Genomic DNA, 24,402 nt, shown 5'->3' with positions numbered 1-24,402 from the left:
GCATCGTGCCTCGTCAGGCCCTGTATCGCGGTAGCCGAGAACGCCAACCTGTTGACCGGAAGCGCCAATCAGCATGAAGGAACCGACCTCGCTCGCCAGTTGGACCCGTGCCTTGCGCAAGCAACTCGATGCGCTGGGGCTGGACAGTATCGGCCTGTGCCAACAGGCCGGACTTGATCCGCAGTGGATGGACGACCCGAACGCGCGTTATCCGTTGTCCGGCACCACGCGCCTGTGGCAACTGGCGGTGCAGTTCAGCGGGGATCCGGCGATCGGTCTGCGAGTGTCGCGCTTCGTCAGCCCGACCACGTTCCATGCGCTCGGTTACGCGCTAGTGGCCAGCGGCAGCCTGCGTGAGGTGTTCGAGCGCATCGTGCGTTATCACCCGGTGGTCAGCGATGCGCTGGAACTGGAGCTGAGCCGCAGCGATGATCGCTATCTGTTTCGCCTGAAAATTCCGTCAGGCAATCCGGCGCCGGCGTTCGAAGCCATCGACGCGTTTGCCGCGATCTACGTGCGCACCTGCCGCAATCGCCTCGGTCGTGATTACGCGCCGCTGGCGGTGTACCTGCGCCGCCCGGAACCGTCCGATGCGCATCAGTGGCACAAAGTGTTCCGCGCCCCGGTGCATTTTTCCTGCGCCGAAGATCGCCTGGAATTCGCCCTCGCCGACTTCGACAGCCACCTCGACGACGCCAACCCGGAACTGGCCGAACACAACGAAGCGGTGCTCAAGCGCACCCTGGCCCAGTTGCAACCGCTGACCTGGGAGCGCAAGGTGCGCGACGCCATCGAAGAACAACTGCCCGAAGGCGAACCCAGCGCCGAACGCATCGCCCAGGCCTTGCACCTGAGCCTGCGCAGCCTGCAGCGGCATCTGGCGGATGAGGGTTGTCGCTTCGACACGCTGCTCAACGAAAGCCGCGAAAACCTCGCGCTGCTGCACCTGCGCGACCCGCAGTGTTCGTTGAGTGAAGTCAGTTATCTGCTGGGGTTTGCCGACACCAGCAGCTTCAGCCGCGCGTTCAAGCGCTGGACGGGAATGACGCCGGGGCAGTTTCGCGATCAGTTGCGCTGAACATCAGCCCTTGATCAAGCTGCGTTGCAGCCCGGATGTCCACTGTTCGATCATCACCTCGCCCACTTCGGCAAACCCGGGATGCTTGCGACTGTATTCGGCCATTTCCTCCATCGCCATCTGCATGCCATGAGCCACTTGTTGCAGTAATTCGCTGCAACGTGCCTCTGTCAGGTTGCAAGCCGTACGACCGAACCGCACCAACATCTTGTACTTGGGCCAGGCTTTCGAGCCGCCTAGCAGCAGCGCCATGCTGTCGCTCCGGATATAAACCGAAGTCGTGATGATGTCGTAAGCCGGCGCGAGCCTGACGGATGAGTGCTCTGCACAATTTTCATAAAGCACGCCGAAGTTCTTCAGATGCGCGTCACCGTTTTTCAGCCCCGCAGACAACGCGACAATCTTGAAAAACGCTTCCAGAGCAGAGCCCAGCAACTGCGGCGAAACGAATGCCTTGATCTGCCGTGCGGCACCTTCATAGGAACCGTCATATTTGGCCTTCGACGGCCACCCGTTCAGTACACAGAAATCTTCGAAACCGAGGTACCCCGAATCGCTCAGGTCAAAACGCTCGATCACCAGAAATTTGCCGCGCTCGCTGAGCTCGAATTTTGGCACTTCGAGACCGCAGTGCTGCGCCGCCCGCATACAGAAATATTCATTGGTTGCCAGCTGCGGATACTCTTCGGAACGAAAGGCCTTGACCAGATGAGTCGCCCCCCGATGAGTCAGGCGATCAATCGCGGCAGCGCTGTCACGCACCAGCACTTTGGGCTGCACGCCTGACACTCCGGAATACTGACCGTAGGTCTGTAACAGATCTTCGAACAGCCCCTGAGCACCATCGTGTACCAGCAGATCGCTGAGGGATGCTGCCGGAGGCTGATCAGTCGCCGGTGCGCTGGCAATTGCCAGACGGCCGAGCTGATGAGGCCCGACGATAGCCAACAAAGCAAAATCATCGAAGCCACGCACTGCTTTACTGAAGCGTCGCATCAACTCCTCACGCAGCGCGCCTTCGGGCAAGTTCATCTCGAAGACGGGGTGAATGCCATGTTCCCAGCCATAGCTGTCCAGGCGAGTGGGCATTGTCAGCGATACCGCATTGTCCGCGCTGGCGTCTTCGCGGTAACTGAACACGCTGTCGTCGCGAACTTGCCCGCGCCCCAGCGTCCCGACCACCTGTTCACCCACACGGATTTGCAACCTGTCCGGCGTTTCAGTCATGGAAATTCACTTTTTGCAGAGTGTCGAGAGTTGGGCGATTGGACTGGCGGGGAACGGCAACCAGCTCGTAACCGAAGCCATTAAGAATTGCCTCAACCTTGCGCAGTCCGATTTCGGAGACCGTATTGTTTTCGATCCCTGAGATAGTGGCGCGGCTCATGCCATATTGTTGAGCCAGTGCCTGCTGGGAGAGTTTGCGCGCCTTGCGCAAGCTTCTGATCAGTTCGCCGATCTGTTCCATTGCGCAAACCTGCACTATTTACGATGCATTTAAAGATAAATAAAAAAAATGCATCACATGCGATGCACTAATTGCCACACTCTAGCTGAGTTTCAGAGTACTTGCACGGCGCATCATTGGCTCAGGACAAACCCCAATTCGAACACTGTGCCACTCGCATCACTGCTCACCGCCACCCGCCCACCATGCAATTGCATGATCGACTGCACAATCGCCAGCCCCAGCCCACCGGAATCCCCAGGTTGCGCCCGTGAAGGGTCGACGCGATAGAAGCGGTCGAACAGTTTGCCCAGATGTTCTGGCGCAATCGCCGGGCCGTGGTTGTGTACCTGCAACCAGCACACACCCGGCTCATCGCGGCGGCGCAGGCTGATCAGCGTGCCTTCATCGGCGTGACGCACCGCGTTGGCCAGCAGATTACCCAGGGCGCGTTGCAGCAGTTGCTGGTCGGCCAGCAGTTCGCCGTGCAACTGGTTTTCCAGGCGCAACTGGCGGTCATCGGCCAAGGCTTCGAAGTAATCGCACAGCTCGCTGCCGACGCTGTGCAGATCCAGGGTTTGCAAGTCGAGCGCGCGCTCCGCCTGCTCGGCGCGGGCGAGGAACATCAGGTTCTCGGCCATGCGTTTGAGGCGTTCGAATTCTTCCATGTTCGACGCCAACAACTCTTGATACTCCGCCGTGCTGCGCGGGTGGTTCAGCGCCTGGCCGTTGCTGGCGAGCAAGGTGTGCAGCGGGGTGCGGATCTCGTGGGCCAGATCGGCAGAAAACTGCGACAGCCGCTGCACGCTGTCGTCCAGCCGCGCGAGCATGCCGTTGAGCGCCTGCACCGGTTCGAGCAGTTCGGCGGGGGTGCCGCCGGCGGGCAGACGCTGGTCGAGGCTGCGCAGATCAATGCCGCGCACCGCCGCGCTTAACTGGCGCAACGGTTGCAGACCACGGCGCAGCAGGACCAGTCCCAGCGCGAACGCGAGCAACGCGCCGAGCCCGACCGCCAGATAGAGACGCAAGCGATAACTGCCGAGCATCTGCTCACGCTCAGTGAGCACCTTGCCGGCAACCACCGTCAGCGGCTCGCCGTTCGGCCCTTGGGCGTCACCGGACAACAGCGCCAGCTCGGCGCCGTCCGGCGCCTGCCAGGTCAGCACGTCGTGACGCTGCGGCGTCTGCTCGCGGGGGATCGCGTTCAATGGCGGCAGCTCGCGCTGGCGCGGGTTGATCGCGATCACGTTCGAGCCATCGGCACGCCGCACCAGCAACAGGCTGTCGAGGTTACCGAGCATGTTCTGGTACAACCGTGGCCGCGCTTGCAAGGCGCCGAGGCTGTCGCTGTCGGCAAGTAAGGCGCGCACCTGCTCCAGGCGGCCAAGCAACGCCAGATCATCCCGATAGGCGATCTCAGAGGCGAGCGAACGGTAGAGAAACACGCCAATCGCACTCAGCACCAACGCGCAGACCACGGCGAACGCCAGCGCCAGACGCCAGGCGATCGACCTAGACCGCATCGTCGGGCGCCTCCAGCTGATAGCCGACCCCGCGCACGGTGTGGATCAGTTTCGGCATGTACGGGTCATCGACTTTCGCCCGCAGGCGGCGCACCGCGACTTCGACCATGTTGGTATCGCTGTCGAAATTCAGGTTCCACACCTGCGAGGCGATCAGCGTGCGTGACAACACTTCACCCTGACGACTGGCGAGCAATTGCAGCAGGGCAAATTCCTTGTTGGTCAGGGCAATGCGCTGGCCGCCGCGACTGACCCGACGCCGCAGCACGTCGATTTCCAGATCGGCGATGCTGTAGGACTCGGCCTCGCGCAGCGGCCCGCGGCGCAGCAGGGTGCGCACTCGCGCGAGCAATTCGGCGAAGGCGAAGGGTTTGAGCAGGTAATCATCGGCGCCCAGTTCGAGGCCGCGCACGCGGTCTTCGATGGCGTCCTTGGCGGTGAGGAACAGCACCGGGGTGGCGCCGCGCTGGCGGATCAGTTGCAGCAGTTGCCAGCCATTGAGGCCCGGCAGCATTACGTCGAGGATGATCAGGTCGTATTCCTGCTGCTCGACGAAATAGCGCCCGTCAAGGCCATTGAGCGCCACGTCCACGGCAAATCCCGATTCGCCCAGGCCCTTGGCCAGGAAATTCGCGGTTTTGGCTTCATCTTCTACGACCAGCAAACGCATGGCACACCTCGATTGATCAGGCACACAGGCTAGGCGCCTTCGGCGACGTTGCCCATTACAAACTTGTAATCCGACTGACGGGGTTCTGACGAAGAGCGGCGGCTAAGGTGATGTCCTTCGCTTTCGGAGCCTGTTCATGACCGTCAAATACCTTGCAGCCAGCCTCGCCCTCAGCCTCAGCGCCAGCGTTTTCGCCGCCCCTGAACTGCCGCGCCACGCTGACCTCGATCTGAAAACCGCACGCCTGCTGGCCGACACCGCGCTGAGCAATTGCACCGCCACGGTATCGGTGCTCGACCGGGGCGGCAACACGCTGGTGACCCTGCGCGGCGACGGCATCGGCCCGCACAACACCGTCGCCAGCCAGCGCAAGGCCTACACCGCGCTGTCGACGAAAACCCCGACCCGGCTGTTCGCCGAGCGCGCCCGTAGTAATCCGGAGACCGCCAACCTCAACACCCTCGATGAGCTGCTGTTGCTCGGTGGCGGGATTCCGTTGTTCGCCGCTGATGAACTGGTCGGCGCCATGGGCGTGGCCGGTTCCGGCGGCGGCGAGCAGGACGAAAACTGTGCCATCAAGGCCGCCGAAAAGGCCGGCCTGACCATTACCCGTTCCCACTAAGGAGACTGACCATGACCACCCTGCGCATGACCTTCGCTGCACTCGGCCTGAGTGCCTTCTCCAGCCTGGCGCTGGCCGCCGGCAACCCGCTGAGCGTGCACGTGCTCAACCTGGAAAACGGCCTGCCCTCGCCGGGCGTCAACGTGACCCTGGAAAAACACGTCGGCCAGAACTGGCAGCCACTGGCCCAGGGCACCACCAACGAACAGGGGCGCATCGCTGAACTGTTCCCGGCCAAACAGCCTTTCGAAGCGGGCGAATACCGGGTGGTGTTCAAGACCGGCGAGTATTTCGAGAAGAACCAGCGCGAGACGTTTTTCCCGGAGATTCCGGTGATTTTCCAAGTGAAGCAGACTGACCAGCACTACCACATCCCGTTGCTGCTCAGCCCTTATGGTTTCTCGACCTATCGCGGCTCCTGACTACCGCACAAATACCCTGTAGGAGTGAGCCTGCTCGCGATAGCGGTATATCCGTTCATGATGTGTCGGCTGACACACCGCTATCGCGAGCAGGCTCACTCCTACAATGGATCGGTGTGAAGTTTTAGAGCGTGGCGAGGGCCCGCAATCGCTCGGCATCAAGAATCTCGATCTCGCCATATCCCAACCCGATAATCCCCTGCCCCTGCAAATCCTTGAGGATCTGGTTGGTGGTCTGCCGTGACAGCGACAGCATCGACGCCAACTGCTCTTGCGGCAGTTGCAGGACCCGGCGTGGCGCATCAATTTCACCGTAGCCCTCGGCGATCATCAGCAAGCGATGGGCCAGGCGTGCCGGAGCCGGCAGCAGGCTCAATTGTTCGAGATTGATAAAGGTCAGGCGCAGTTTGTGGCTCATCAGCAACGCAAGATGGCGCCAGTACACCGGCTGTTCGTCGAGGATTTTCAGCAGCGTGGCCTGCGGGATATTCAGCAGGCTGCACGACCCGACCGCATAAGCATCGTGAGTGCGAGGCTGTCCGTCGAACAGGCAGATTTCGCCGAACCAGTGCGGCGCCTCGACCAGGCTCAGCAACGCCTCCTTGCCCTGCTCGCTCACCGCCCCGATCCGGATCGCGCCGTCGAGCACCGCGTACAACCCGCACGGCGCATCGCCGCGCTGGAATAAACGCTGCCCCGCCGTCAGCCGTCGCTCCCGGGCCGCCGCCAGCAGACTATCCTGAAAGGATGCTGGCAGATGACTGAACCATTGCCCGGTCATCAGCCGTGAACGCTTATCCATGATCACTCCCAATTGTCGCCTGCCTGACAGAGCGAACGCCGAACCCGGGGCATGCTGCTCTCACCCTACAGGAGGAACAACAATGAAAAGCCTCGTCGACCATCTCAGTCAATATGCCGCCTACCACCGCGACCCGCGCAACATCGCCAGCCACTTTATCGGCATTCCGCTGATTGTGGTGGCAGTGGCGGTGCTGTTGTCGCGACCGGAATGGTCAGTGGGCGGCTTGTGGATCTCTCCGGCGGTGCTGCTGGCGCTGGCGTCGGCGTGGTTCTACCTGCGCCTGGAACTGAAGCTGGGCGTGCTGATGAGCCTGTTGATGGGGCTGTCGGTCTGGGCCGGGCATGCGCTGGCGCAGCAGAGCACCATGGTCTGGCTGAGCAGCGGGCTGGCGATGTTTGTGATCGGCTGGGTGATCCAGTTTGTCGGGCACCACTACGAGGGGCGCAAACCGGCGTTTGTCGATGACGTGAGCGGGTTGATTGTCGGGCCGCTGTTTGTGGTGGCCGAAGTGGCGTTCCTGCTCGGCATGCGCCATGAGTTGAAAGAGCAGATCGAGGCGCGAGCGGGGGGGGTGCGGATCAATCCGAATCGCGCAGCTGTGTAGAGCGCTTTCGCGAGCAAGCCCGCTCCCACAATGGAATGCGTTCCAAATGTGGGAGCGGGCTTGCTCCGGGCGGCGATCCGACGAAGCTTTTGATCTTAAAGGCTGGCGACTTTCTGCCAGACCTTCGGCTTGAAGAACAGGGTTTCACCCTTGGCCAGTCCGATCAGGCTGTCGTGATCCTTCACCACTTCCGCCTCGATCAGATCGGTCTGCCCTTCCACCTTCAACGTCACTCGCGTGGTCGCACCCAACGGGCGAATATCGCGCACTTCCGCGGCGTGGTGATCTTCCAGCTCATGTCTGGACAACGACACTTCGTGCGGACGGAACAGCACATGGTTGTCGTCGCTGAGCAGCAAGCGGTTGGAGTCGCCGAGGAAGTGATAGACGAAATCGCTGGCCGGGTTTTCGTAGACGTCGCCCGGTGAGCCGATCTGCTCGATCACGCCCTTGTTCATCACCACGATGCGGTCGGCGACTTCCATCGCTTCTTCCTGGTCGTGAGTCACGAACACCGAAGTCAGGTTGATGTCTTCGTGCAGGCGTGCGAGCCAGCGGCGCAGCTCTTTACGCACCTTGGCGTCGAGGGCGCCGAACGGCTCGTCGAGCAGCAGCACTTTCGGTTCCACCGCCAGCGCGCGGGCCAGGGCGATGCGCTGACGCTGGCCGCCGGACAGTTGCTCCGGATAGCGATCCGACAACCAGTCCAGCTGCACCATGTTCAGCAGTTCGTGGACCTTGGTCGCGATCTGGCTTTCGCTCGGGCGCTGGTTTTTCGGTTTCATGCGCAGGCCGAAGGCGACGTTGTCGAACACCGTCATGTGGCGGAACAGCGCGTAGTGCTGGAACACGAAACCGACGTTGCGATCACGCACGTCGTGGCCGGAGACGTCTTCCCCGTGAAACACGATGTTGCCCTGATCCGGGGTTTCCAGGCCGGCGATGATCCGCAGCAGCGTGGTCTTGCCACAACCGGACGGGCCAAGCAGCGCCACCAGTTCACCGCTCTGGATGTCCAGGCTAATGTTGTCCAGCGCCTTGAACGCATTGAAATTCTTGCTGACGTTACGCACTTCGATCGACATGAATTATTCCTCCGCGGCGCTGGCGCGCAGGCGGTTGATACGGTTTTCGCTCCACTGCTTGAGCAGCAGGATGAAGAGCGCCAGGATCAGCAACAGGCTCGCCACGGCGAACGCGGCCACGTGGTTGTATTCGTTGTAGAGGATCTCGACGTGCAGCGGCAAGGTGTTGGTCACCCCGCGAATGTGCCCGGAAACCACCGACACTGCACCGAACTCACCCATGGCCCGCGCGGTACACAGCACCACGCCATAGATCAGGCCCCATTTGATGTTGGGGACGGTGACATGCCAGAACATCTGCCAGCCATTGGCGCCGAGCAGCCGCGCGGCTTCCTCTTCCTGCGTGCCTTGTTCCTGCATCAGCGGGATCAGCTCGCGCGCCACGAACGGCACGGTGACGAAGATCGTCGCCAGCACGATGCCCGGCAGGGCGAAGACGATCTGGATGTCGTGATCCTGCAGCCACGGCCCGAACAGGCCCTGAGCGCCGAACATCAGCACGTAGACCAGACCTGCGATCACCGGCGACACCGAAAACGGCAGGTCGATCAGCGTCACCAGCATGCTCTTGCCGCGGAACGAATATTTGCTCACGCACCACGCGGCGCTGACGCCGAACACCAGGTTCAGCGGCACCGAAATCAGCACGGCGATCACCGTGAGTTTCAGTGCCGACAAGGCGTCCGGTTCGAAGATCGCCGTGAAGAATGCGCCAAGGCCGTTCTTCAGACCCTGCGAGACCACGATGAACAACGGCAGTACCAGAAACAGGAAAAAGATCAGCCAGCCGAGGCCGATCAGCACGCGCCGTGACGTAGCACTGCCACGCCGCGCAGCGTTGGCCGAGGACGCGGCCGCAATAGACGATTGGGACATGTTCGCGCCTCCTTATGGGGTTTCGATGCGCCGCTGCAACAGGTTGATCAGCAGCAACAGGACGAAGGAAACCACCAGCATCAGCACGCCGATGGAAGTGGCGCCGGTGTAATCGTACTGGTCAAGCTTGACCATGATCAGCAGCGGCAGGATCTCGGTTTTCATCGGCATGTTGCCGGCAATGAAAATCACCGAACCGTACTCGCCGACACCCCGGGCAAACGCCAGGGCAAAACCGGTCAGCCAGGCAGGCAACAGCGCTGGCAGCAGGATATGGCGGAACACCTGCAACGGTTTCGCGCCGAGGCAGGCGGCGGCTTCTTCGACTTCACGGGGAATGTCAGCCAGCACCGGTTGCACTGTGCGCACCACGAACGGCAGCGTGACGAAAGTCAGCGCCAAGGTGATGCCCAACGGGGTGTAGGCGATCTTGAAACCGAGGTCGGCGGCGAACTGTCCGACCAGACCGGTCGGGGTGTACAGCGCGGTCAGGGCGATACCGGCCACCGCCGTCGGCAGGGCAAACGGCAGGTCGATCATCGCGTCGATCACCTTGCGCCCGGGGAAGGTGTAGCGCACCAGCACCCAGGCCAATAGCGTACCGATGATGCCGTTGATGATCGCCGCACACAGCGCGGTGCCGAAGCTCAGCTTCAAGGCTGCCAGCACGCGTGGCGCGGTGATGATCGTCCAGAACTGATCCCAGGTGAGTTGGGCGGCGTGGACGAACATCGCCGCCAGCGGGATAAGCACAATCAGGCTGAGGTACACCAAGGTGTAACCCAGCGTCAGCCCGAAGCCGGGTATGACGGGGGAGATACGACGCGACATAAAAGTCCTTGGTTGAAAAGCATTCCGCTGAACGCACCAATGTGGGAGCGAGCTTGCTCGCGAAGAGGGAGTATCAGCCAACTCTACGTCGTCTGACACTCCGCTTTCGCGAGCAAGCTCGCTCCCACATTTTCCGCGCCTGGCTTCAGGCTTGATGTGTGGCTGAAGTCAGATTACTGCGCCTGATAGATCTGGTCGAACACGCCACCATCGTTGAAGAATTTCGGCTGCGCGGTTTTCCAGCCGCCGAAGTCCTTGTCGATGGTCACCAGCTCCAGTTTCGGGAACTGCTGGGCGTACTTCGCCGCCACGTCCTTGTCACGCGGGCGGTAGAAGTTCTTCGCGGCGATCTCCTGACCGGCCGGGCTGTACAGGTGCTTGAGATAGGCCTCGGCGATCTGCTCGTTGCCCTTCTTCTCGGCGTTCTTGTCGACCACCGCCACCGGTGGCTCGGCCAGAATCGACAGCGACGGCACGACGATGTCGAACTTGTCGGCGCCGCCGTCTTCTTTCAACGCCAGGAACGCTTCGTTTTCCCAGGCCAGCAAAACGTCACCCTGACCGTTGTTGACGAAGGTGATGGTCGAGCCACGGGCGCCGGTGTCCAGCACGGGAACGTGCTTGAACAGGGTCTGCACGTACTCTTTGGCTTTTTCTTCGCTGCCGCCATTGGCTTTCAGGCCATAGGCCCAGGCGGCGAGGAAGTTCCAGCGCGCACCGCCAGAGGTTTTCGGGTTCGGGGTGATTACCGAGACGTCGTTCTTGATCAGATCGCCCCAGTCCTTGATGCCTTTCGGGTTGCCCTTGCGCACCAGGAACACGATGGTCGAGGTGTACGGGGTGCTCGCGTCCGGCAGACGCTTCTGCCAGTCGGCCGGCAGGGTCTTGCCGAGCTTGGCGATTTCATCGATGTCGCCGGCCAGTGCCAGGGTCACGACGTCGGCGCGCAGACCGTCGATCACCGCGCGGCCCTGCTTGCCCGAACCGCCGTGGGATTGCTGGATTTTCACCGTGTCGCCGGCATGATCTTTCTGCCAGAACTTGATGAATTCGGCGTTGTAGTCCTGATACAGCTCGCGCGTCGGGTCATACGACACGTTGAGCAGTTCGTAATCCTTGGCAACCGCGGAACCGGCAAACACAGCGCTGGCCAGCGCGGCCAAAGCGTAACGGCGAATCGACGACATGGTGAAAGCTCCTGGAATTCTTGGTGGTGGCTTTTTCTTATGTATTTCGGGAATCGTGTTGCCGGTTCAAAGATCGCAGCCTTCGGCAGCTCCTACGCACAGCCCCCTGTAGGAGCTGCCGCAGGCTGCGATCTTTTAGTTCGGTTGTTTGCCCGGCTGCTGCAAACGGAATTTCTCTTTGCGTTCGATCTGCACGACCTGGGCGTTGTGCACAGTAATTTCCACCGCGCCGAAACGCAGATCGCGCAGGGCGCTCTGGATTTCACGCAAGATGGTGGTTTCGTCCTGACCGTCAACGCTGCGAAGGGATGCGCTCATGGTGCTGCTCCTTTGAATGGGATATGCCTGGCAGTGGGCGGCACTGCGTTCGGCGTGGGAGCAATATAAGAGAGGCGCAGATATTCTTAAAAAGACTATTTAAGAATGTTTATATAACTGGAAAACATTATGTGGCGGAGCAAGGGTTTGCGCGGTATTCACGGGTACAAAAGAACACCGCAACCCCTGTGGCGAGGGAGCTTGCTCCCGCTCGAGTGCGAAGCACTCGCCGTTTTTTTGGGCCTGCAACGCAGTCCAGCGGGAGCAAGCTCCCTCGCCACAGAATCGGGCTCAATCAATAAAAGGCGCATTGCCCCAATCAATCTCCCCCGCCGGCACCGGCCGCCCAAACCAGTAGCCCTGGCCCAGATCACATTCCTGCGCCAGCAGAAATGCCGCCTGCTCGGCCTGTTCGATCCCCTCGGCATGCACCTGCATGCCCATGCTCCGCGCCAACGCGACAATCACTCGAACGATGGCTGCGTCATCCTCGTCCCACGGCAGTCCGGCGACAAAACCCTGATCGATCTTGAGCTTTTGTACCGGCAGGCGCTTGAGCCGCAGCAACGACGAGTACCCGGTGCCAAAGTCATCGATGGCCAGGCGAATACCCAACTCCCGCAAACGATGCATTTGCTCCAGCGCCACTTCCGGATCATCCATCACCGCGCTTTCGGTGACTTCCAGTTCCAGATACGCCGGATCCAGCCCGGTCTCGTGCAGCACCTGCGCCACCTGCTGATACAGCTCACGCCGGGCAAACAAGCGCGAGGACACGTTCACCGCGACAAACGACAACTCAATCCCGGCCTGCTGCCACTGGCACATCTGCAAACACGCCTGGCGCATCACCCAGGCGTCGATTTCGGCGATCAGCCCGGTGCGTTCGGCAATCGGAATGAATTCCGCCGGCGACACCAGCCCGCGCTGCGGATGCTGCCAGCGCACCAGCGCTTCGACACCGATCAGGCGACTGCTGCGCAAATCGTGAACCGGTTGGTAATAGACCCGCAGCTCCTGTTGCTCCAGCGCGCGACGCAGTTCGAAGGCGATCTCGACCCGTTGCTGCGCATGTGCGGTCAGCTCTTCGGTGTACAACGCGTAACCATTGCGCCCACTGCTCTTGGCCTTGAACAGCGCGGCGTCGGCGTTGCGCAGCAATTGATCAGCGCTCAACGCATCACTGGGGAACAGGCTGATACCGATACTGGCGTTGATGAACAGCTGATGTTGTTCGATGCCGAACGGCTCCTTGAGCGCATCAAGAATGCGTTGCGCGAGCGCCGCCGCCTGAACCAGTTGTGGACAACTCTCCGCCAGCACCGCGAATTCATCACCACCGAGCCGCGCCAGGGTAATCCCGGGGCCGAACAGGTCCTGCAGGCGCGCCGCCACCGCTTTGAGCAGGCGATCGCCGACGTTGTGCCCGAGGCTGTCGTTGATCATCTTGAAGTGATCCAGATCGACCATCAGCAGGGCGCAGCCGCGCTTGTGAAGCTGCGCCGAGGCCAGCGCCTGCTCGGCGCGGTCGCTGAACAACAGGCGATTGGGCAAGTCGGTCAGCGGGTCGTGATGGGCAAGGTGCTTGAGTTCGTGTTCGGAGTCCTTGATCGCACTGATATCGGAAAACACCGCTACGTAGTGACTGAGCCGACCTTGATCATCGTGAATCACGCGGATGGTCTGCCACTGTGGATAAATCTCGCCGCTCTTGCGCCGGTTCCAGATCTCCCCGCTCCACTCGCCTTCGCTCTCCAGCGTGGCGAACATCGCCTGGTAAAAACCTGGCGGATGGTGACCGGACTTGAACAGGCTCGGCTGATGGCCGAGAACTTCGTCGTACTGATAGCCGGTGATTTCCATGAACGCACGGTTGACGTGCACGATCAGGCCCTGACGGTTGGTGACCAGCACCCCTTCGCGGGTGCAATCGAACACGGCTGCTGCCTGACGCAGGCGCTCACGATCGGACTGACGCTCGCGTAACCGCGCTCCAATGCCGAGAAATTCGCACAATCTGGCCCGTGCCAGGAAAATCAGGCCAGCGCTGACGGCAGCCCAGACGTAACCGTTGATCAGTTGCCATCGCTGCAGATCGACAGACTCATCAAAGAAACTGTTCAATAAGTAACCAGTGCCCTGCAACCAGACCACAGCAAGCAACAGGTAAAGCAGCGCTGCACGCAAGGCATCGCGATAAGTGGCAGACATTCGGCCGTCCATGTCCCTACAAAAAGGTTGGAATTATAGGTGAAGAAACATCCAGCGACTCTTATCTGAAAGGGCGACTGGTTTTATCTGTGTGCTTGGTGATAATGCAACGGCTGTTTTTATCTTTATCGAGGGCCCTATAGCCTATGTGGTACGAAGGTTTTCTTGGCTTGTCGGCCTGGTCTCTGGTCGCGGTCACCCTGCTGATGACCCACGTGACAATTGTCGCCGTCACGGTCTACCTGCACCGTTACTCGGCCCATCGCTCGCTTGAGCTGAATGCCGGCCTGAAACACTTTTTCCGCTTCTGGCTGTGGCTGACCACGGCGCAGAACACCCGCGAGTGGACCGCTATCCACCGCAAACACCACGCCAAATGCGAAACCGAAGATGACCCGCACAGCCCGGTCATCAAGGGTCTGTCCACCGTGCTGCGCAAAGGCGCCGAGCTGTATCGCGCCGAAGCCGAGAACCCGGAGACCCTGCGCATCTACGGCAAGAACTGCCCGGAAGACTGGATCGAGCGCAATCTCTACAGCCGCTACCCGTTGCTGGGCGTGGCGATCATGGGCGTCATCGACCTGTTGCTGTTCGGCACCATCGGCATCACCATCTGGGCGATCCAGATGATGTGGATTCCGGTCTGGGCTGCCGGCGTGGTCAACGGTTTGGGTCACGCCATCGGCTACCGCAACTTCGAATGCCGCGACGCGGCGACCAATCTGGTGCCGTGGGGCATCCTGATCGGCGGCGAAGAACTGCACAACAACCATCATACTTACCCCAACTCGGCCAAGCTGTCGGTGAAGAAGTGGGAATTCGACCTCGGCTGGGCGTGGATCAAGGTCTTCAGTTTCTTCAGGCTGGCCAAGGTGCAGCGTGTAGCACCGATCGCCCACCGCGTCGAAGGCAAGGGCCATCTGGACATGGACACCGCCATGGCGATCCTCAACAACCGCTTCCAGATCATGGCCCAGTACCGCAAGTTGGTGATCGGCCCGCTGGTCAAGCAGGAGCTGGACAAGGTCGATCATTCGGTACGCCATCAATTCCATCGGGCCAAACGCCTGTTGTCGCGGGAAACCAGCCTGCTGGAAGACCGTCATCACTTGCGCATCCAGAACATGCTCGAGCACAGCCAGGCGCTGAAGGTCATTTACGAAAAACGTCTGGCCCTGCAGCAGATCTGGGTCAAGACCAGCGCCAATGGCCACGACATGCTCGCCGCCATCAAGGAATGGGTGCACGAAGCCGAGGCCAGCGGCATCCAGTCCCTGCGTGAATTTGCCGACCAGTTGAAAACCTACTCGCTGCGCCCCGCCGCAGCCTGACCGCCATGAACGAATCCCCTGTTGCGAGGGGATTCATCCCCGATCGGTAGCGCAGCTACCGCAAATCTGACGACGCGTTCTCATTGCTGAAACGCGTCATCCCTACCGCCCGGCGGGAGCAAGCTCCCTCGCCACAAAAGCGCGGAACTTAGCATCGAAAGCCCTATCTCAAAGACACTTCGCCACCCCGGCGGGCTGTACTGTGGCCGTTGTCGAAATCGCGGCACGCCCTTTGAGATATGTGCCGATGGTCAACAACAATCAAAAAGACTCGTCCCTTGCGCAGTGGCCCGAGGCCGCGCAAACCCTGATGGCGCTGATGCACGCCCAAGGCGAAGTTGCCCGGCTGAGTGAGCGCGAACAGCTGTTCAGTTCATTGCTGGTGAGCGTCAACGCGGTGCTCTGGGCGTTCAATTGGGAAACTCGTCAGGTGCTGTATGTCAGCCCTGCCTACGAACGAATTTTCGGCCGCTCCGCAGGCCTGTTACTGGCCGACTACAACCAGTGGCGCGACAGCATCTACCCTGACGATCTGGATTACGCCGAACGCAGCCTTGCCGAAGTGCTGCACAAAGGTGCTGTGGAAGACCGCGAATACCGGATCATCGCCGCCGACGGTCAAGTGCGCTGGCTCAGCGACAAATGCTTCATCAACCGTCAGGACGAACCCGGACAACCGGTGATCATTGTCGGCATCGCCGAAGACATCACCGACAAGAAGCGCATGGAAACCGAACTGCATCGCCTGGCGACCACCGACGTGCTGACCCAGAGCAGCAACCGTCGACACTTCTTCGAATGCGCCCATCGTGAATTCGAGGAAGCACGCCTGCAAGGTGCCCCACTGGCCTTTCTGCTGCTGGACATCGATGACTTCAAGCTGATCAACGACAGCTACGGCCACCCGGAGGGTGACAACGTGCTGCAACGGATCGCCGAATGCGGACGTGGGTCGTTACGCCGGGGCGATCTGTTCGGACGCATTGGCGGTGAGGAGTTCGCCGCGGTATTTCCCGGTTGCGCACCGGACATGGCGCTGCAAGTGGCCGAGCGACTGCAGCAGGAGATTCAGCGCCTGATTTTCAACCATGAGGGTCAGACGTTCGGCATCACCGTCAGCCAGGGCCTGACCAGCCTCAGGGATGGCGACGACAGTCTCGAGAGCCTGTTCGCCCGGGCGGATGCGGCAATGTATGAGGCCAAGCGTCAGGGCAAGAACCGGATCATCTCTGCCTGATCCAGAATTTCAGCCACCCAAATATCCAGTGTGGGAGCGGGCTTGCTCGCGAAGGCGGTAAGTCATTCAGCATTTCTGTTGGCTGATACACCGCTTCGCGAGCAAGCCCGCTCCCACAGGGTTTTGTGAAAAGTCAGGTTATTTACGCATCCGCATCAATTCCGGCAGCCCGATCTTCAGCAGCCGTGCCGTACGACTCCTGGCCAGCTCCTCAACACCCTCATGCTCGGTCAGGCGGGCCATTTGCGCCGCCATGTTCATCACCAACGCTTCACGGGAGTAAACCCCGCCACCGAGTTGATAGACCGACGCAATCAACTCTCGCAGCTCCAGCGGCAAGCGCCAGCGTGTACGCAACGCCGAACCGTAGGCCGCACCAAACTCCGCCAGCGCATCACCGATTTCCTCCCACTCATCCAGCTCGCCACCGGCCTGCTTCCACTCCTGCAAACAGCGCAGCAACGCCAGGTCACCGAGACGATGCAGCATGCCCGCGCAGTAGCAGCGCTCCTGATCCAGATCGAGCAGGCGCGCCAGGGTGCGGGCGTATTCGGCGGTGTGCAGCGACAGCCCCCAATAGCGCTCGGCGTAGTCCGCCAGGCACGGGTCACTGAGTCTGGCGCTGCGTTTGAGCGCCAGGCCGAGAATCAGGTTCATGCTCTGCCCAGTGCCGAGGCGATGCAGCGCCTGCCCCAGGGTCTGCACCGCCACACCATGATGCTGCGCCGCGCTGTTGGCGGCGGCGATCAGCACGGCGGTGATCTGCGGATCGGTGCGGATCTCTTCTTCCAGCAGCTTCAGGTCGAGGCCATTCGGGTTGAGGCTGCGTTTGACCGCCACTTGCACATCGGTCATCAACGGCGCGCCATCGGCTTGTTCGCGGCGCCGCTCAAGGAACACCGACAAGGTCATGCCCGGCGCCAGCGTCGGCACTTCGCAGAACACCTCTTCGCCGGCATCCAGCAGTAATCCTTGAAGGCGCTCGGTCAGGGTTTCCATGTTCAGGGGCTTGGTCAGATACGCCGTCGGCGCCAGCGGCAGAGCTTCGCGCACGCTGGCACTGTCAGCGCGACTGCTCATCAGAATGAACGGCAGCGGCGGATTACGTTTGCGCTGACGCACGCTGCGCAGCACGCTCAAACCATCGATGCCCGGCAACTCCCAATCGACAATGGCCAGGTCATAGGGCACTTCGCTGAGCAGTGACAGGGCTTGCTGGCCATCGGCACACAGATCCAGCCGCGCGTCACAGCGCACATTGAGCAGCACTTGTTTGAGCAGGTCACGAGACCATGGATCGGCCTCGGCAATCAGCACTCGGGGTACGGCGGGTAAATCAACGGCGGTCATGCGCGCTCTCCCTTGCAATGCCTGAACCTTAGCCAATGCTGGCCTTTCGATACAGCGCAAAAGGGTTTCCGAGGCATAAAAAAACCCGCCGAAGCGGGTTTTTTCTCAATCCGATCACACAGTGCCCGAAATTACAGCTCCGAGAAGCACTCTTCGATGATCGCCAGACCTTTGTCCAGTTGCTCGTCCGGCGAGGTCAGCGGTACGAGGACGCGCAGCACGTTGCCGTAGGTGCCGCAGGACAGCAGGATCAGACCCTTGTCGCGAGCCTTGGCCACCACCGCCGCAACGGCGGTCGGGTTCGGCTTGTGGCTGTCGCCGTTTTCGAACAGCTCGACCGCGATCATCGCGCCCAAGGCACGCACTTCACCGATCACCGGATACTTGGCCTGGATGGCCTTCAAGCCGGTTACCAGACGCTCGCCGACAGCCTTGCAGCGGTCCAGCAGTTGCTCTTCTTCGAACACTTCCATCACGGCCAGCGCCGCAGCGCAAGCGATCGGGCTACCGGCGTAGGTGCCGCCCAGGCCGCCTGGAGCGATGGCGTCCATGTATTCGGCCTTGCCGCAGACACCGGCCAGCGGGAAGCCGCCAGCGATGGATTTGGCAAAAGTGGTCAGGTCGGCAGCAACGCCCATCTGTTCCATGGCGAAGAAAGTGCCAGTACGGCCAGCGCCGGTCTGCACTTCGTCAGCGATCAGCAGGATGCCGTGCTGGTCGCACAGGGCACGCAGACGCTTCATGAATTCTTTCGGCGCGACGTAGAAACCACCTTCACCCTGCACCGGCTCGATGATGATCGCGGCAATGTCTTTCGGCTCGGCGTCGTTCTTGAAGATGCGTTCGATGGAAGCGATCGAGTCGTCGATGCTCACACCGTGCAGTTCGTTCGGGTACAGCGCGCGGAAGATGCCGCCTGGCATCAGGCCCATGCCGGCCGAGTAAGGCACGACCTTACCGGTCAGGCCCAGGGTCATCATGGTGCGACCGTGGTAAGCACCGGTGAAGGCGATCACGCCGGCACGGCCAGTGGCGGCACGGGCGATTTTCACGGCGTTTTCCACGGCTTCGGAACCGGTGGTCACCAGCAGGGTTTTCTTGGCGAAATCACCTGGCACCTTGGCGTTGATCTTTTCGCACAGCTCAACGTACGGCTCGTAGGCCAGTACCTGGAAGCAGGTGTGGGTCAGCTTGTTCAGCTGTTCGGTCACGGCGGCGATGATTTTCGGGTGCACGTGGCCGGTGTTCAGCACAGCGATACCGCCGGCGAAGTCGATGAATTCACGACCTTCAACGTCAGTCACGGTAGCGTTCTTCGCCGATTCAGCGAAGATCGGGTGAATCTGGCCAACACCACGTGGAACAGCTGCGGTACGACGGGCCATCAGTTCAGCGTTAGTCTTGCTCATTACAGTCCTCATTCACCGCTCATCGGGCGGCGTGGTTCAAGGATTAAGCGGGAGAAATCGGCGGTGGCAGCATGCGATGATCGACTGCCACGGCGTTCCCGGCCGCAGAGAAAATTCCGGTTTGAAACGACGCAAAGGGACAGCGCTCTCGTGCCCTTTGCGTTTACAGCGATCTTCTACCGAGGCTTAGATGCCCAGGCAGAGGTATTTGATTTCCAGGTAATCCTCGATGCCGTACTTGGAGCCTTCACGGCCCAGGCCCGAAGCCTTGATGCCGCCGAACGGCGCGACTTCGTTGGAGATCAGCCCGGTGTTGACGCCGACCATGCCATATTCCAGGGCTTCCGCCACACGGAACACACGACCGAGGTCACGAGCGTAGAAGTAGGAAGCCAGACCGAACTCGGTGTCGTTGGACATGGCGATCACTTCGGCTTCGTCTTTGAAGCGGAACAGCGGCGCCAGCGGGCCGAAGGTTTCTTCCTTGGCCACAGCCGCGTCTTTCGGCACGTTGGTCAGGATGGTCGGCTCGAAGAAGTTGCCTTCTATCGGCTTGCCACCGGCCAGCACGGTGGCGCCTTTGGCCACGGCGTCAGCGATGTGCTCTTGCACCTTGGCCACGGCTTTTTCGTCGATCAGCGGACCCGTGGTGGTGCCTTCCTCCAGACCGTTGCCGATCTTCAGCTTGGCCACCGCCACTTTCAGCTTCTCGGCGAACGCGTCGTAGACCGAATCCTGAATGTACAGACGGTTGGCGCAGACGCAGGTCTGGCCATTGTTGCGGTATTTGGAAATGATCGCGCCTTCGACGGCCTTATCCAGGTCCGCGTCGTCGAACACGATGAACGGCGCGTTGCCGCCCAGTTCCAACGAGACTTTCTTGATGTCCTTGGCGCATTCCGACATCAGCTGACGGCCGATTTCGGTCGAGCCGGTGAAGGACAGCTTGCGCACGATCGGGTTGCTGGTCAGCTCGCTGCCGATGTCGCCGGCGCTGCCGGAGACCACGCTGAACACACCTTTAGGGATGCCGGCGCGCTGCGCCAGTTCAGCCAGTGCGAAGGCGGAGAATGGGGTTTGCGAAGCCGGCTTGAGCACCATGGTGCAACCGGCGGCCAGCGCAGGGCCGGCTTTACGGGTGATCATCGCCGCCGGGAAGTTCCACGGGGTGATCGCTGCGGTCACACCGATCGGCTGCTTGATCACGATCAGGCGCTTGTCCGGCTGGTGGCCCGGGATCACGTCGCCGTAGATGCGCTTGGCTTCTTCGGCGAACCACTCGATGAACGAAGCGGCGTAAACGATTTCGCCCTTGGCTTCGGCCAGCGGCTTGCCCTGCTCGAGGGTCATCAGACGCGCGAGGTCGTCCTGGTTCTCAATCATCAGCTCGAACCAGCGACGCAGCTTGCCTGCACGCTCCTTGGCGGTCAGTGCACGCCAGGCCGGCAGCGCTTTGTCAGCGGCTTCGATGGCGCGGCGGGTTTCGGCAGCGCCCATTTTCGGCACGGTGCCGAGGATTTCGCCGGTGGCCGGGTTGTTGACCTTGATCGTCTGACCGTTGTCCGCATCGACCCAAGCGCCATCAATGAAGGCTTGCTGGCGGAACAACTGGGTATCTTTAAGCTGCATGTCGGCTTTCCTTAACAGCACCGCGGCCTGCGCGGAGCAAAATTATGATTGTAGAAAGGCGCCTCGCAAGGCTGCCGTCAGGGAAATCATCTACCGGGTGAGGCGCAGTGATCGTGCGTTATTCACAGCACCAGCGCTCCAACACCCCGTCAAAGAGCGTTTGAAATCTCAAACGGATCGTAGGATCAAAGGGGGTAAAGGACAATAGGTCGTTCGAAAAAAAGAACAAAAACCCAGTGTTTGCTGGTTTTTTCAGATCAACGAGCAAAAAGCCCCGGCCGCAGCCAAACCATAGATCAGCCGGTAAAAAGCGCCAAGCGAGGGTTTTGCAGGACGTTACAGCTTTAAGGAATGCAGCGTTTCACAACGACACGCGCACTGACAAAACCCGCCAAAACCCGGCATGGACGCCCCGAGCCGACCTAGGTATGATGTCGCCCGCTGCACCAGTAGCTCAGCTGGATAGAGTACTGCCCTCCGAAGGCAGGGGTCGTGGGTTCGAATCCCGCCTGGTGCACCACTGATTTAAACGAGAAAGCCCCGGACTGTGATGGTCCGGGGCTTTTTTGTGGGCGCGGTGTTTCATGCGACGGCGGTCACTCCGTCGTCCAGTCAAACTCGTCGTAATCGTCGTCTTCCTCTTCTTCCCCAACCTCCTCAAAAACCTCGTCTTCTTCCACGACGTCTTCTTCCGACTGGTTCAGCAGAAACTCCTTGCGCGCCTCGGTAATCGCGCGCCGCATCTCCTCGCCCTTCTGCGGGCAGTTGAGGAGTTGGGCGATGCGGTCGATTTTTGCTGCCACTTTGTTCTCCAGCGATTCAGCTATGGCCCGATAGTGCGCGTTTTTGCGGGGCAATGCCAAATGGCTGGGCGAACAGGGCGGTCAGTTCTTCTGGATTTTTTCCAGTCGGGCGTCGAGGTCGGCGTTCGGGTAGCGTTTGTGCAGGTTGTTGAACAGGGTGTCGGCCGCTTTTGGTTGGCCGGATTCGCGCAGGCGCAAGACTTCGCGCAGTTGTGCGTCAAGGCCGTTGGCCGGGGCGGCGGCGCGTTTGCTGGTTTTGGCTTCATCGGCGCTGAACGCCTCGCTGTGCATTGGCGCGGCCATTTCTGCCATCGGCGCGGGGGCTGACAATGCTTCGGGGGCTTGTTTGCGAGCCATTGGTGCGGCGGGTTTGGCCGCCGGGGCGAAGTCGAATTGCGGCTGCGGTTCGGGGGCGCGTTGCACCAGCGACAGCATCAGTGCCACACCGACCAGGCTGGCGAAGGCGACCTGCCAACGCGGTTTCTGGCAGGCCTGCAGCCAGCGTTGCCAAAGCCTTGGCTTGGGCGCCGGGGTTGCGCGGCGGGCAGCGGCGAGAATCAGTGCATCGAGCTGTTCTGAAGGTTCGCCGGTGTGTTGCTCGCGATAATGCTTGAGCAGTTGCTCTTCGGATGTCTGGCGGGCGTCAGTCATGTCAGTACCTCCTCGGCCAGCAGCCGACGCAGTTTTTGCTGGGCGTAGCGCAGGCGGCTTTTGACGGTTTCCAGCGGTGTTTCGGTGAGGCTGGCGATTTGTGCCAGGTCGAGGTCGCCGTGGGCGCGCAGCAGGAACACTTCGCGCTGGTCGGCGGGCAGGGTTTGCAGTGCGTTTTCCAGGCGCTGGCTGTCGCGGCTGAGGTTCAGCAGTTGTTCGGGATCGCTGCTGTCGTCGCCAACTGCATGAGCCTGTTCGTCATAGCTGTCGTGCAGCGGCTGATACACGCCGTGTTTGCGCCAGTGATCGATCAGCCGATTGCGGGCAATCTGGAACAACCATGTACGAAACGTCGCCCGGCCCTGTGGCTGACTGGCGCTGCGGATCAGGCTCAGCCAGGTGTCCTGAAAGACTTCGTCGGCCAGTTCCGGTTTGCCGCTCAAGCCGAGCAAAAACCGATACAAACCCTGACGATGACGGGCGTATAGAATCTCGAACGCCGCGCCGTCGCCCTCGCGATAACGCGCCAGCAGCGTTTCATCGCTGCCGGCGGCCGGGCTGTCTGGTGAAGCAAACAGCTGACTGATGAAGCCTTTCAGACGACTCACTATTCAATCCGTCGCTCAGTGGGCAGCGTATTCGATGCGGTTGAGCTGCGCAGGCTCTGCGCCAGTTCGACCAGTTGCACGAACTCATTGCGCAGACCGAAACGGTCATCGCCACGAGCGCCCCGGGCCAGTGCTTCGGTGTCTTTCAGGCCGAAGTCGCCAGTGTAGCGAGCGTCCTTGAGCTGCTGGGAAAACGCCGCCACCGCCGCCGCGAAACGCAGATCCTCGCTGGCTGGTGCAACCTGATTGGCAATCGGCCGCTCGATCAGCAGACTTTTCCCACCTTCAGGCTGTTGATAACGCACGCGCAACATCGCCAATTCTCCATCCTTCGCAGCAACCACCTTCTCCGATTTACCGTAGCGCAGCGGTTCCAGCCAGCCCTGCTCACCTGCCGGAACAATTTCATACAGCGCGGTCACCGTGTGTCCTGCGCCGACTTCCCCGGCATCAACCTTGTCGTTGCTGAAATCCTCACGCTTAAGAGCGCGGTTTTCGTAGCCGAGCAGGCGATATTCACTGACCTGCGCCGGGTTGAATTCCACCTGCAATTTGACGTTTTTCGCCACCACCGCCAGGGTCGAACCGAGTTGATCCACCAGCACTTTGCGCGCCTCGCGCAGGTTGTCGATATAGGCGTAGTTGCCGTCGCCGGCGTCGGCCAGTTGTTCCATTAAGTGTTCATTGTAGTTATCCACACCAAAGCCCAGGGTGGTCAGGGAAATCCCTGTTTTGCGTTTATCCACAGCCATTTGCTTGAGGCTATCGAAGTCGCTGATGCCGACGTTGAAGTCACCGTCGGTGGCCAACAGGATACGGTTGATGCCTTTGGGGATGAACGCTTGCTGCGCCATTTGATAGGCCAACTCGATGCCCGACGCGCCAGCAGTTGAACCGCCTGCGGTCAATTGCTCGATAGCTGTGCGAATTTTCGCTTTCTCACGTCCGGAAGTCGGCTCCAGCACCACGCGGGATTCGCCGGCATACACCACCAGCGACACCCGATCCTGTTCGCGCAACTGATCGACCAGCAGTTTCAATGTGCTTTTGACCAGCGGCAGCCCTTCGCGGCGATCCATCGAGCCGGACACATCCACCAGAAACACCAGATTCGCCGGGGCCAGCTCCGCCACAGCCCGGTCAGAGGCCTTGATGCCGATGCGCAGCAGGCGGGTGTGCGGATTCCACGGGGTGGCGGCCAGTTCGGTGGTAACGCCGAAGGGCGAACCATCGGTCGGCAGCGCATAGTTATAGGGAAAATAATTGACCAACTCTTCCAGCCGCACCGCGCCTTCCGGCGGAAGACGTCCCTGATTGAGCAAACGCCGGACATTGGCGTAGGCGCCGGTATCGACGTCGGCGCTGAAGGTCGAGACCGGAGCCTCGGCCACGCTGTGAATAGAATTGTCGGCCAGCGCCTGATATTGCTCGCGCTGCTCGTCGCGATAGCCTTGTGGATAACTTTCCGAAGCCGGCATCGCCGCGAAACTGGCAATCGGCGCCGGACGCGCACTGCGCTTGGCCAGCGCACTGTCGGTAACGAGCGCCTCATGCTGAATCGACGCCTGTGGCTGGGCCGGCGCCGGAACGGCAGCCGATTCGGGATTGGAAGACACGCCGCAACCGGCGACGGTCAACAACACACCGACGGCAACGGGTCGCAGAAAAGGCAGGGAGCGGGACATGGGGTCTGACCTCGGGATGA

24 protein-coding genes and 1 tRNA gene are annotated in these 24,402 nt (G+C 60.8%); 7 read left to right on the top strand and 18 right to left on the bottom strand.

Going from position 1 to position 24,402, the window contains the following annotated elements; genetic code table 11:
• The first annotated feature begins 73 nt into the window (after positions 1-73).
• Entirely contained in the window at positions 74-1,078 is a 1,005-nt protein-coding gene (locus CKW11_RS13180) for an AraC family transcriptional regulator (protein ID WP_095137864.1), read from the top strand.
• Between the two features lie 3 nt (positions 1,079-1,081).
• Here the strand turns inward: CKW11_RS13180 and CKW11_RS13175 are convergent, their stop codons facing one another.
• From CKW11_RS13175 to CKW11_RS13160, 4 genes are all read right to left on the bottom strand, one after another.
• The gene (locus tag CKW11_RS13175) at positions 1,082-2,305 is read right to left on the bottom strand and encodes a type II toxin-antitoxin system HipA family toxin (protein ID WP_095137863.1); all 1,224 of its coding nucleotides are present in this window, start codon (positions 2,303-2,305) and stop codon (positions 1,082-1,084) included.
• Entirely contained in the window at positions 2,298-2,546 is a 249-nt protein-coding gene (locus CKW11_RS13170; RefSeq protein ID WP_095137862.1) for a helix-turn-helix domain-containing protein, read from the bottom strand. The genes CKW11_RS13175 and CKW11_RS13170 overlap by 8 nt, the downstream gene beginning before the upstream one ends.
• 113 nt (positions 2,547-2,659) lie before the next feature.
• Positions 2,660-4,048: a heavy metal sensor histidine kinase gene (locus CKW11_RS13165; RefSeq protein WP_095137861.1), complete on the bottom strand. Its 1,389-nt coding sequence runs from the start codon at positions 4,046-4,048 to the stop codon at positions 2,660-2,662.
• Complete coding sequence (locus tag CKW11_RS13160; protein ID WP_095137860.1) at positions 4,038-4,718, bottom strand: heavy metal response regulator transcription factor; 681 nt, start codon at positions 4,716-4,718, stop codon at positions 4,038-4,040. The genes CKW11_RS13165 and CKW11_RS13160 overlap by 11 nt, the downstream gene beginning before the upstream one ends.
• A 136-nt stretch (positions 4,719-4,854) precedes the next feature.
• Here CKW11_RS13160 and CKW11_RS13155 point away from each other — a divergent pair, with 136 nt between their 5' ends.
• Both CKW11_RS13155 and uraH read left to right on the top strand, forming a co-directional pair.
• Positions 4,855-5,340: a heme-binding protein gene (locus CKW11_RS13155; protein ID WP_095137859.1), complete on the top strand. Its 486-nt coding sequence runs from the start codon at positions 4,855-4,857 to the stop codon at positions 5,338-5,340.
• An 11-nt stretch (positions 5,341-5,351) separates the two neighbouring features.
• Positions 5,352-5,762 carry a hydroxyisourate hydrolase gene (gene uraH, locus CKW11_RS13150; protein ID WP_095137858.1) on the top strand — a complete coding sequence of 137 codons (411 nt, stop codon included), beginning with the start codon at positions 5,352-5,354 and terminating at the stop codon, positions 5,760-5,762.
• A gap of 124 nt (positions 5,763-5,886) precedes the next feature.
• Here uraH and CKW11_RS13145 read toward each other — a convergent pair whose 3' ends face one another.
• Positions 5,887-6,564, bottom strand: a complete 678-nt coding sequence (locus tag CKW11_RS13145) for a Crp/Fnr family transcriptional regulator (RefSeq protein ID WP_095137857.1) — start codon at positions 6,562-6,564, stop codon at positions 5,887-5,889.
• Positions 6,565-6,646: 82 nt separating this feature from the next.
• Between CKW11_RS13145 and CKW11_RS13140 the strand changes: the two genes are divergently transcribed.
• The gene (locus CKW11_RS13140; RefSeq protein WP_095137856.1) at positions 6,647-7,171 is read left to right on the top strand and encodes a DUF962 domain-containing protein; all 525 of its coding nucleotides are present in this window, start codon (positions 6,647-6,649) and stop codon (positions 7,169-7,171) included.
• A gap of 95 nt (positions 7,172-7,266) precedes the next feature.
• On the opposite strand, the gene CKW11_RS13135 is transcribed toward CKW11_RS13140, so the two are convergent.
• From CKW11_RS13135 to dibA, 6 genes are all read right to left on the bottom strand, one after another.
• The gene (locus CKW11_RS13135) at positions 7,267-8,256 is read right to left on the bottom strand and encodes a sulfate/molybdate ABC transporter ATP-binding protein (RefSeq protein ID WP_041071059.1); all 990 of its coding nucleotides are present in this window, start codon (positions 8,254-8,256) and stop codon (positions 7,267-7,269) included.
• Positions 8,257-8,259: 3 nt separating this feature from the next.
• Positions 8,260-9,132 carry a sulfate ABC transporter permease subunit CysW gene (gene cysW / locus CKW11_RS13130; protein WP_003220512.1) on the bottom strand — a complete coding sequence of 291 codons (873 nt, stop codon included), beginning with the start codon at positions 9,130-9,132 and terminating at the stop codon, positions 8,260-8,262.
• 12 nt (positions 9,133-9,144) lie between these two features.
• The gene (gene cysT, locus CKW11_RS13125; RefSeq protein WP_027611147.1) at positions 9,145-9,963 is read right to left on the bottom strand and encodes a sulfate ABC transporter permease subunit CysT; all 819 of its coding nucleotides are present in this window, start codon (positions 9,961-9,963) and stop codon (positions 9,145-9,147) included.
• 173 nt (positions 9,964-10,136) lie between these two features.
• A complete protein-coding gene (locus CKW11_RS13120; RefSeq protein WP_095137855.1) occupies positions 10,137-11,150 on the bottom strand; it encodes a sulfate ABC transporter substrate-binding protein in 1,014 nt (337 codons plus the stop codon).
• A gap of 135 nt (positions 11,151-11,285) precedes the next feature.
• On the bottom strand, positions 11,286-11,468 hold the full coding sequence (gene oscA / locus CKW11_RS13115; protein ID WP_095137854.1) for a sulfur starvation response protein OscA: 183 nt from the start codon (positions 11,466-11,468) through the stop codon (positions 11,286-11,288).
• Positions 11,469-11,759: 291 nt separating this feature from the next.
• Complete coding sequence (gene dibA / locus CKW11_RS13110; RefSeq protein ID WP_095137853.1) at positions 11,760-13,679, bottom strand: phosphodiesterase DibA; 1,920 nt, start codon at positions 13,677-13,679, stop codon at positions 11,760-11,762.
• A gap of 146 nt (positions 13,680-13,825) precedes the next feature.
• Here dibA and desA point away from each other — a divergent pair, with 146 nt between their 5' ends.
• Positions 13,826-15,010, top strand: a complete 1,185-nt coding sequence (gene desA / locus CKW11_RS13105; RefSeq protein WP_095137852.1) for a delta-9 fatty acid desaturase DesA — start codon at positions 13,826-13,828, stop codon at positions 15,008-15,010.
• A gap of 247 nt (positions 15,011-15,257) precedes the next feature.
• Positions 15,258-16,247 carry a sensor domain-containing diguanylate cyclase gene (locus tag CKW11_RS13100; protein ID WP_095137851.1) on the top strand — a complete coding sequence of 330 codons (990 nt, stop codon included), beginning with the start codon at positions 15,258-15,260 and terminating at the stop codon, positions 16,245-16,247.
• Positions 16,248-16,385: 138 nt separating this feature from the next.
• Here CKW11_RS13100 and CKW11_RS13095 read toward each other — a convergent pair whose 3' ends face one another.
• The 3 genes from CKW11_RS13095 to gabD all read right to left on the bottom strand — a co-directional run bounded on the left by CKW11_RS13095 (position 16,386) and on the right by gabD (position 20,635).
• On the bottom strand, positions 16,386-17,597 hold the full coding sequence (locus CKW11_RS13095) for a response regulator (protein ID WP_095137850.1): 1,212 nt from the start codon (positions 17,595-17,597) through the stop codon (positions 16,386-16,388).
• Positions 17,598-17,728: 131 nt separating this feature from the next.
• A complete protein-coding gene (gene gabT, locus CKW11_RS13090) occupies positions 17,729-19,006 on the bottom strand; it encodes a 4-aminobutyrate--2-oxoglutarate transaminase (protein WP_003220503.1) in 1,278 nt (425 codons plus the stop codon).
• Positions 19,007-19,192: 186 nt separating this feature from the next.
• The gene (gene gabD / locus CKW11_RS13085) at positions 19,193-20,635 is read right to left on the bottom strand and encodes an NADP-dependent succinate-semialdehyde dehydrogenase (protein ID WP_095137849.1); all 1,443 of its coding nucleotides are present in this window, start codon (positions 20,633-20,635) and stop codon (positions 19,193-19,195) included.
• 443 nt (positions 20,636-21,078) lie between these two features.
• On the opposite strand from gabD, the gene CKW11_RS13080 reads away from it, so the two are divergent.
• Positions 21,079-21,155, top strand: a tRNA-Arg gene (locus tag CKW11_RS13080).
• A 76-nt stretch (positions 21,156-21,231) separates the two neighbouring features.
• Here the strand turns inward: CKW11_RS13080 and CKW11_RS13075 are convergent.
• Genes CKW11_RS13075 through CKW11_RS13060 form a run of 4 tightly spaced genes read right to left on the bottom strand, consistent with a single transcriptional unit; the run spans position 21,232 to position 24,382 of the window.
• Positions 21,232-21,462 carry a hypothetical protein gene (locus tag CKW11_RS13075; protein WP_371917873.1) on the bottom strand — a complete coding sequence of 77 codons (231 nt, stop codon included), beginning with the start codon at positions 21,460-21,462 and terminating at the stop codon, positions 21,232-21,234.
• 57 nt (positions 21,463-21,519) lie between these two features.
• Positions 21,520-22,089: a hypothetical protein gene (locus CKW11_RS13070; RefSeq protein WP_095137848.1), complete on the bottom strand. Its 570-nt coding sequence runs from the start codon at positions 22,087-22,089 to the stop codon at positions 21,520-21,522.
• Positions 22,086-22,667 (bottom strand): RNA polymerase sigma factor, encoded by a 582-nt coding sequence (locus CKW11_RS13065; RefSeq protein ID WP_256582077.1) that lies wholly within the window; start codon positions 22,665-22,667, stop codon positions 22,086-22,088. Before CKW11_RS13065 ends, CKW11_RS13070 begins: the two co-directional genes overlap by 4 nt.
• Positions 22,668-22,696: 29 nt before the next feature.
• Complete coding sequence (locus tag CKW11_RS13060) at positions 22,697-24,382, bottom strand: VWA domain-containing protein (protein ID WP_095137846.1); 1,686 nt, start codon at positions 24,380-24,382, stop codon at positions 22,697-22,699.
• Between the last annotated feature and the right edge of the window lie 20 nt (positions 24,383-24,402).

This window comes from Pseudomonas sp. Irchel s3a10 (genome assembly GCF_900187525.1).
Lineage (GTDB): Bacteria > Pseudomonadota > Gammaproteobacteria > Pseudomonadales > Pseudomonadaceae > Aquipseudomonas > Aquipseudomonas koreensis_G.
The sequence above is the reverse complement of the archived record's forward strand: the minus strand, read 5'-3'. Positions and strand labels throughout refer to the sequence as shown.

Coding starts and splice junctions, on each gene's coding strand:
- CKW11_RS13180 (WP_095137864.1), top strand. CDS start 74: ATGAAGGAACCGACCTCGCTCGCCAGTTGGACCCGTGCCTTGCGCAAG.
- CKW11_RS13175 (WP_095137863.1), bottom strand. CDS start 2,305: ATGACTGAAACGCCGGACAGGTTGCAAATCCGTGTGGGTGAACAGGTG.
- CKW11_RS13170 (WP_095137862.1), bottom strand. CDS start 2,546: ATGGAACAGATCGGCGAACTGATCAGAAGCTTGCGCAAGGCGCGCAAA.
- CKW11_RS13165 (WP_095137861.1), bottom strand. CDS start 4,048: ATGCGGTCTAGGTCGATCGCCTGGCGTCTGGCGCTGGCGTTCGCCGTG.
- CKW11_RS13160 (WP_095137860.1), bottom strand. CDS start 4,718: ATGCGTTTGCTGGTCGTAGAAGATGAAGCCAAAACCGCGAATTTCCTG.
- CKW11_RS13155 (WP_095137859.1), top strand. CDS start 4,855: ATGACCGTCAAATACCTTGCAGCCAGCCTCGCCCTCAGCCTCAGCGCC.
- uraH (WP_095137858.1), top strand. CDS start 5,352: ATGACCACCCTGCGCATGACCTTCGCTGCACTCGGCCTGAGTGCCTTC.
- CKW11_RS13145 (WP_095137857.1), bottom strand. CDS start 6,564: ATGGATAAGCGTTCACGGCTGATGACCGGGCAATGGTTCAGTCATCTG.
- CKW11_RS13140 (WP_095137856.1), top strand. CDS start 6,647: ATGAAAAGCCTCGTCGACCATCTCAGTCAATATGCCGCCTACCACCGC.
- CKW11_RS13135 (WP_041071059.1), bottom strand. CDS start 8,256: ATGTCGATCGAAGTGCGTAACGTCAGCAAGAATTTCAATGCGTTCAAG.
- cysW (WP_003220512.1), bottom strand. CDS start 9,132: ATGTCCCAATCGTCTATTGCGGCCGCGTCCTCGGCCAACGCTGCGCGG.
- cysT (WP_027611147.1), bottom strand. CDS start 9,963: ATGTCGCGTCGTATCTCCCCCGTCATACCCGGCTTCGGGCTGACGCTG.
- CKW11_RS13120 (WP_095137855.1), bottom strand. CDS start 11,150: ATGTCGTCGATTCGCCGTTACGCTTTGGCCGCGCTGGCCAGCGCTGTG.
- oscA (WP_095137854.1), bottom strand. CDS start 11,468: ATGAGCGCATCCCTTCGCAGCGTTGACGGTCAGGACGAAACCACCATC.
- dibA (WP_095137853.1), bottom strand. CDS start 13,679: ATGTCTGCCACTTATCGCGATGCCTTGCGTGCAGCGCTGCTTTACCTG.
- desA (WP_095137852.1), top strand. CDS start 13,826: ATGTGGTACGAAGGTTTTCTTGGCTTGTCGGCCTGGTCTCTGGTCGCG.
- CKW11_RS13100 (WP_095137851.1), top strand. CDS start 15,258: ATGGTCAACAACAATCAAAAAGACTCGTCCCTTGCGCAGTGGCCCGAG.
- CKW11_RS13095 (WP_095137850.1), bottom strand. CDS start 17,597: ATGACCGCCGTTGATTTACCCGCCGTACCCCGAGTGCTGATTGCCGAG.
- gabT (WP_003220503.1), bottom strand. CDS start 19,006: ATGAGCAAGACTAACGCTGAACTGATGGCCCGTCGTACCGCAGCTGTT.
- gabD (WP_095137849.1), bottom strand. CDS start 20,635: ATGCAGCTTAAAGATACCCAGTTGTTCCGCCAGCAAGCCTTCATTGAT.
- CKW11_RS13070 (WP_095137848.1), bottom strand. CDS start 22,089: ATGACTGACGCCCGCCAGACATCCGAAGAGCAACTGCTCAAGCATTAT.
- CKW11_RS13060 (WP_095137846.1), bottom strand. CDS start 24,382: ATGTCCCGCTCCCTGCCTTTTCTGCGACCCGTTGCCGTCGGTGTGTTG.